The 6642-nt window shown below is 34.0% G+C and carries 5 protein-coding genes and 1 pseudogene; all 6 read left to right on the top strand.

Going from position 1 to position 6642, the window contains the following annotated elements; translation table 11 throughout:
* Nucleotides 1-486: 486 nt before the first annotated feature.
* The 6 genes and pseudogenes from dctP to J2Z35_RS01960 all read left to right on the top strand — a co-directional run bounded on the left by dctP (nucleotide 487) and on the right by J2Z35_RS01960 (nucleotide 6559).
* Nucleotides 487-1539, top strand: coding sequence for a C4-dicarboxylate TRAP transporter substrate-binding protein (dctP, locus tag J2Z35_RS01985; protein WP_245330705.1), 1053 nt, complete (start codon nucleotides 487-489; stop codon nucleotides 1537-1539).
* A 118-nt stretch (nucleotides 1540-1657) separates the two neighbouring features.
* On the top strand, nucleotides 1658-2182 hold the full coding sequence (locus tag J2Z35_RS01980; protein ID WP_209658818.1) for a TRAP transporter small permease: 525 nt from the start codon (nucleotides 1658-1660) through the stop codon (nucleotides 2180-2182).
* Nucleotides 2182-3468, top strand: coding sequence for a TRAP transporter large permease (locus tag J2Z35_RS01975; RefSeq protein WP_209658816.1), 1287 nt, complete (start codon nucleotides 2182-2184; stop codon nucleotides 3466-3468). Before J2Z35_RS01980 ends, J2Z35_RS01975 begins: the two co-directional genes overlap by 1 nt.
* Before the next feature lie 12 nt (nucleotides 3469-3480).
* Complete coding sequence (locus J2Z35_RS01970; RefSeq protein WP_209658814.1) at nucleotides 3481-4272, top strand: HAD-IIA family hydrolase; 792 nt, start codon at nucleotides 3481-3483, stop codon at nucleotides 4270-4272.
* Between the two features lie 146 nt (nucleotides 4273-4418).
* A pseudogene (locus J2Z35_RS01965) lies at nucleotides 4419-5120 on the top strand (MgtC/SapB family protein).
* A gap of 377 nt (nucleotides 5121-5497) precedes the next feature.
* Nucleotides 5498-6559, top strand: coding sequence for a C4-dicarboxylate TRAP transporter substrate-binding protein (locus tag J2Z35_RS01960; RefSeq protein ID WP_209658812.1), 1062 nt, complete (start codon nucleotides 5498-5500; stop codon nucleotides 6557-6559).
* The last annotated feature ends 83 nt before the right edge of the window (nucleotides 6560-6642 follow it).

The following is a 6642-nucleotide window of genomic DNA, read 5'->3' as shown; positions in this document are numbered from 1 at the left end:
TGAACAAATTGACAACTTTTTAGAAGGTTTTTTAATGGCTTTGCCAAATGCTCTAAAAGAAAAGCTTGTTTTATATGTCTAAAGTATACTATTAATCTGTCAATTATTGAATTTTCAAGGTTCATAGGTTTTATTTGTGTGCGAAGTTTAAGTTTGTAAGCTTTACAAGAAGAATTTTTTTAGGTAATATAGAATCTATAAATTTGAAAATTCCGACTATTATATTTTAACAAAAGTGAATAAATGACAGGAGATATGGAGTGACAACAAAAATAACGCTGTTTTTAATAGTGTTGTTTTATGTTGATTTTTTATTGCTTTTATTAGTTTGAGTTATATTTCAGAATCTAGAAAGATTGACACATATGGATATATATTGTTAAGCTAGGGAGGGATAATGTTGAAACTTGGAAAACGTATCCTAAACATTGATTGATAATTGCAATTTTGCAATTTATTAATAAAACATTAAAGGGAGGATTATTAATGAAGATGAATTTAAAAAAATTCGGTTCTATGTTGGCGCTCTTTGCTTTAACAACAGCTTTATTAGCTGGATGTGGAAGTAATGAAAGTGGTAGCACTAGCGATGGATCTGAAGCACCAGCACCAGAGAAAAAAGAAATCACAGTGAGTACAAAGTTTGTAGATGACGAGCAGACTGCTATCTCGCTAAATAAAGTTGTAAATGCGATTAATGAGAGAAGCAACGGTTCTTTAGAACTAAAGCTTTTCACAAGTGGGGTTCTTCCAATTGGTAAAGATGGTATGGAGCAGATAGTTTCTGGTTCAGACTGGATTCTTGTGGATGGAGTAAACTTCCTTGGTGACTATGTGCCTGATTATAATGCTATCACTGGACCATTTCTTTACTCAACTTTTGATGAGTACTTTGGTATGACAAAGACTCCACTAGTACAGGAACTAAACCAAAAGATTGAAGAAGAGCATGGCGTTAAAGTACTTTCTCTTGATTGGGTATTTGGATTTAGAAGCATGATGACAAACAAACCTATCACACATCCAGATGATATGAAAGGATTAAATATTCGTGTCCCTACCAGCCAGCTGTATACATACACTATAGAAGCCATGGGTGGAAATCCTGTTTCAATGCCATACCCAGACACTTATGCAGCAATTCAGCAGGGAGTTATAGATGGAGTTGAAGGTTCAATAATGACTTACTACGGAACTCAGCAGTATGAAAATGTTAAAGAATACTCTTTAACAAATCACCTTCTAGGTGTTTCTGCTGTAGTTATTTCTGATAAACTATGGGATGAACTTACAGAAGAGCAACAAACTATTATTTCTGAGGAATTTGAAAAAGGAATGCAAGATAATCTTGATGAAACTGTAAAAGCTGAAGCAGAGTTTGCAGAGCTTCTAAAGGCTGAAGGGGTAAACTTCCATGAAGTTGACGCAGAAGCATTCTTAAAAGCTGCAGAACCAGTATATACAAAGTTCCCTCAGTGGACACCTGGTATATATGAAAGAATTCTTGAAGAATTAGAAAAAATTAAGGCTGAACTGTAGCTGTTAATTTAATCTTATTATCACTATTAATAGCATTCCTCTTATTATTAAGGGGAATGCTATTGAAAATTTTGAGATACTTCTAAAATAAAAAGAAAATGCCATCCAGGAGGAAAAGATGAAAGAACATATGAGAAAGTTCTTTGTGCACTTTGAACTTTATATTGGTTCAGTATTTTTATCAGTAACTACTGTACTAGTATTAATCAATGTATTTACTAGATATTTTTTGAAATTTACATATCATTGGACAGAAGAAATAGCAGTAGGAGCTTTTGTTTGGGTAATATTTCTAGGATTTGCAAATGCCTATAAAACTAAAGGACTTATTGGTGTTGAAGTTTTGACTAATCTTGTGAAAGAAAAATATAAACCTGTAGTACTTATGCTGACTTCAGCAATTGTTACAGTGCTCTCAGGAACTATGCTATACTTAAGCTTTTTGTATTTTATGGGATCGACTAAGATTACTGCAGCTTTAGAATTTTCCTATAAATATATTTATATTTCAATTGTTTTTTCATTCGCGCTAATCACCATTTACTCTATTTACTTCCTGGTACAAAGTATCAGAAAAGTATTTCTTAAAAGAGATGTCAAACTTGATATTGGTGACCCAGAAGATCAGGGGGTAGATGAATAATGGAATCGATATTACCGATTATAGTACTTTTCATACTTTTTTTCTTGAATATCCCAATAGCTTTTGCACTTATGGGGTCTTCTCTATTTTATTTTGTGTTTATAAATAACTCTATGCCTATGCAGATGGTTATTCAGCAATTTGTTACAGCAGTTGAATCATTTCCATATCTCGCAGTACCTTTCTTTATTATGGTAGGGTCTGTAATGAATCACTCTGGGATTTCCGGGGCCCTTATGGACTTTGCTGATGTTTTAGTAGGACATACTAAAGGTGGTCTTGCACAGGTAAATGTTCTGCTTAGTGCTCTTATGGGAGGAATATCAGGTTCTGCGAATGCTGATGCTGCGATGCAGTCTAAGATTCTTGTGCCTGAAATGGAAAAAAAAGGGTTTTCCCTACCGTTCTCTGCAGCTATAACTGCAGCATCCTCAGCTATAAGTCCAGTAATTCCTCCTGGAACGAATCTGATATTATATGCATTAATCGCCAATGTAGCAGTTGGAGATATGTTCTTAGCAGCTTATATGCCAGGGATTCTAATGGCTATAGCTCTTATGATTGCTGTAAGAATTATATCTATAAAAAGAAACTATCAGCCTTCAAGAGAAAGAATAGCTTCTTTTGGTGATATTTTTAGACAATTTATTAAGTCTATATGGGCTCTTTTTATACCATTTGGAATTATAATGGGAATGCGTTTTGGTATATTCACACCTACAGAAGCTGGAGGGGTTGCTGTCCTTTTTGCTACAATAGTTGGTTTCTTTGTATACAAGGAACTAAAACTCAAGCATATTCCTGAAGTCCTTATGGATACTGTAAAAGGAACTGGTGCGGTTATGGCTATAATTGCCAGTGCAAAAGTTTTTGGATATTACCTAACTTTAGAGAGAATTCCTCAGATGGTTACTGAGCTTTTGGTAAATATGACAGATAGTCCTATAGTGATACTTCTGGTTATTAACCTTCTGCTTCTCTTTATTGGTATGTTCCTAGAGGGTGGAGCTGCTCTAGTTATTCTTGCGCCACTTCTTGTGCCAGCAGTTAAAACTTTTGGAATTGATCCACTGCATTTTGGTATGATTTTTATTGTAAATATTATGATTGGTGGATTAACACCGCCTTTTGGATCTATGATGTTTACAGTCTGCTCCATAGTCGACGTAAAGCTAGAAGATTTTATCAAAGAGGTTTGGCCATTTATTGGTGCTTTAATGATAGTTCTTCTAGCGATAACTTATTCGGAAAGTGTTGCACTGTTTACATTTAATCTCTTTAAGTAAAGGAGTTTTATTTTGAGTAATTTAAAAAATAAAAGTACATTTCTTCTAGATATGGATGGCACTATTTTTCTGGGAAACGAGCTTATTGAAGGGGCTGTAGATTTTTTAAGGGCTATAAAAAAAAGTGGTAGAAGATATATATTTTTAACAAATAATTCTTCTAAAAGTAAAAGTATTTACGTAGAAAAGCTTAGAAATTTAGGTATTGATGCTGATAAAGAAGAGATTTTTACTTCTGGTGAAGCAACAACTAGATATCTAAAAAGGCAGCATAAGGGTGCAAAAGTTTATCTTTTGGGCACACCAGCTCTTGAAGAAGAATTCATAAGTGAGGGATTTGAGGTCATCAAAGAAAGAGGTCAAGACATTGATTTTGTAGTACTGGGATTTGACACAACTCTTACATATGAAAAACTGTGGGGTGCTTGTGAATACATATCAAAGGGTGTAGAATATATTGCAACCCACCCTGACTTTAACTGTCCTCTTCCACAAGGTGCATTTATGCCTGATGCAGGGGCTATGGCAGCACTGATAGAAGCATCTACAGGAAAAAAGCCAAAAGTGATTGGAAAACCAAATAAAGAAGTTGTGGAGAGCATTAGTGATAAGTATGGGCTTGATAAGTCTACGATGGTAATGGTAGGGGACAGACTTTATACGGATGTTCAAACAGGAATCAATGCAGGGATTACATCTGTTGTTGTATTTTCAGGGGAAACAAAAGAATTTGACTATAAATCTAGTTCCATTCGAGCGGATTATGCATTTGCTTCTGTAAAGGAAATGATTTCACAAATATAAGGAAGTTTAAAAGTCTCCTTATGGATATAAGGAGACTTTTAAATATCTGAAATAGATTTTTAAAAAAATCTTAAAGATAAAAGAATAAAAAAGTATATTTCAATAGTTTGTTGAAAGCACTTTAGTAAAAAATGGGGTGAGTGGATATGTATTATGGAGAGATATTGATTAGACTCGCCATAGCAGTTTTTGCAGGTGGAATAATAGGGTATGAAAGAGAATATAAGAATCGTCCTGCAGGCTTGAGAACCCATATTTTGGTATGTATAGGTGCGTGTGTTATTTCCCTTATTCAGGTAAATATGAATTAGGAAATTATTAGGAGAGCATTAAGTGATCCAAGACTTGCTGAAATTTTAAGAGCAGACTATGGAAGGCTTTCGGCTCAGGTCATTAGTGGTATAGGATTCTTGGGAGCGGGAACTATTATTCATACTAAGGGCTCAATAAAGGGACTTACAACTGCGGCTACGCTGTGGCTTGTGGCATGTCTTGGTATTAGTATAGGATATGGTTATTATTTAATTAGTATTTCTGCTCTTTTTATTTGTGTTATGGTTCTTATTTCTTTAAAAAAATTCCAAAAAAAGCTTTTCCACGATGGAGCAACTGTGAGGGTAGAGCTTGAGTTTACAAAAAAATCTAAAACTGTAGATTTTATAGATACATATTTTATGAATAAGAATATTCGAGTAGTAGATATGGATTTTATAAGGGGTTCAGATGAGGGTGTCAAAGGTTGTATATATACTTTGAATCTACCAAGGTCTATGGATATCTTAAAGGTGATAAGGGATTTGTCATATAATGAAAATATCCTAGAGATTCGTAAATTAAAAGAAGATTAACATAAATAAATATAATTAAGTTTTACTACAATATCTATTTGTAAGCTTTACAAAAATAAAATATATGATATTATATAACTTATAACTTATAAATTGAAAATTCCGACTTTTCCCGAATGCAAATTAAATAAACGACAGGAGATATGGAGTGTCAACACAAATAACGCTATTTTCTATAATGGTGTTGTTTATGTTGATTTTTTATTGCCCATAAATACTAAAATACCTTTAAAAACCTAGAAAGATTGACACTTTAGGGAATATATTGTTAATCTAATAAGAGGATTATTAAAGTGTGGAAAACGTATTCAAAAGAAATGGTGATTAATGATTGCAATTTGCAATTTATTAATAAAACATTAAAAGGAGGATTATCAATGAAAAGAAGACTAAAGAGATTTGGTTCTGTATTAGCACTTTTTGCACTAACTACAGCTTTTCTAGCGGGATGCACTAGCACACCAACAGAAACAGGAGGGGCAGAGGCACCAGCAGCTAGTGAAGGAGATGACTACAAGTTAGTTTTAAGACTAAGTCACGTTTTTAGTCCTGAAGAACAGTTAACTAAGTCAATGGATTGGGTTGCTGAAAGAATCTACGATAGAACAAATGGAGCAATTGAGATTCAAACGTTCCCTCAGGGACAAATAGCGGTTTATAAAGATGGGCTAGAACAAGTTGTAAGGGGAGCAGATTTTATATCAGTAGAAGATCCATCGTACGTAGGTGATTATGTTCCAGACTTTACGGCATTAGTTGGACCAATGCTTTACAACAGCTATGATGAGTATGTTGAAATGGTAAGAACTGATTTAGTAAATGATATGGTAGCAAAAGCGGAAGAAAAAGGGATTAAAATATTAGCTCTTGATTATGTATTTGGATTTAGAAATGTTATAACTGATAAAGTGATAGAAACTCCAGAGGATTTAAGAGGTATGAAGATAAGAACTCCAGGTAGCCAGCTATTTATAGAGACGCTTACAGCAATGGGCGCAACTGTAACTCCACTTCCTTGGGGAGAAACAATATCAGCAATGCAACAAGGAGTTGTTGATGGAATAGAAGGTTCTGAGTTTACAAACATAGGAAATAAGATATATGAGATAAAGAAAAACGTTGCCTTTACTCAGCATTTCCTTGGAACTTGTGGAGTTTATATATCTACAGACGTATGGGATAAAATACCAGCAGAATACCAAGCTATAATTGCAGAAGAGTTTGAAAAAGGCGCTGCAGAGATGGTTGAAATAGGAAAAACAGAGCATAGTAATGTTGTTGCTGAGCTTGAGTCTTTTGGAGTTCAGTTTAATGAAGTAAATAAAGAGGCTTTTGTACAAGCGACAAGACCAATTTATGATACTTTCCCGGGACTTACACCAGGGATATACGATATGCTTCAAGAAGAACTTACAATAATTAGGGAAAGATTACAGTAAAGTTTAAGGGGATATTTGGATGAAGTTTAAAGCTTCGTCCAAATATCATAAAATAGGTTTATAATACTGTATCTTTTAGGAGG

This window comes from Acetoanaerobium pronyense (genome assembly GCF_017874355.1).
GTDB classification, from domain to species: domain Bacteria; phylum Bacillota; class Clostridia; order Peptostreptococcales; family Filifactoraceae; genus Acetoanaerobium; species Acetoanaerobium pronyense.
This window is presented reverse-complemented; position numbering and strand designations above follow the sequence as displayed.

Excerpts from the sequence above, each read along its gene's own strand:
- dctP (WP_245330705.1), top strand. The coding sequence starts at position 487 with ATGAAGATGAATTTAAAAAAATTCGGTTCTATGTTGGCGCTCTTTGCT.
- J2Z35_RS01960 (WP_209658812.1), top strand. The coding sequence starts at position 5,498 with ATGAAAAGAAGACTAAAGAGATTTGGTTCTGTATTAGCACTTTTTGCA.
- J2Z35_RS01980 (WP_209658818.1), top strand. The coding sequence starts at position 1,658 with ATGAAAGAACATATGAGAAAGTTCTTTGTGCACTTTGAACTTTATATT.
- J2Z35_RS01975 (WP_209658816.1), top strand. The coding sequence starts at position 2,182 with ATGGAATCGATATTACCGATTATAGTACTTTTCATACTTTTTTTCTTG.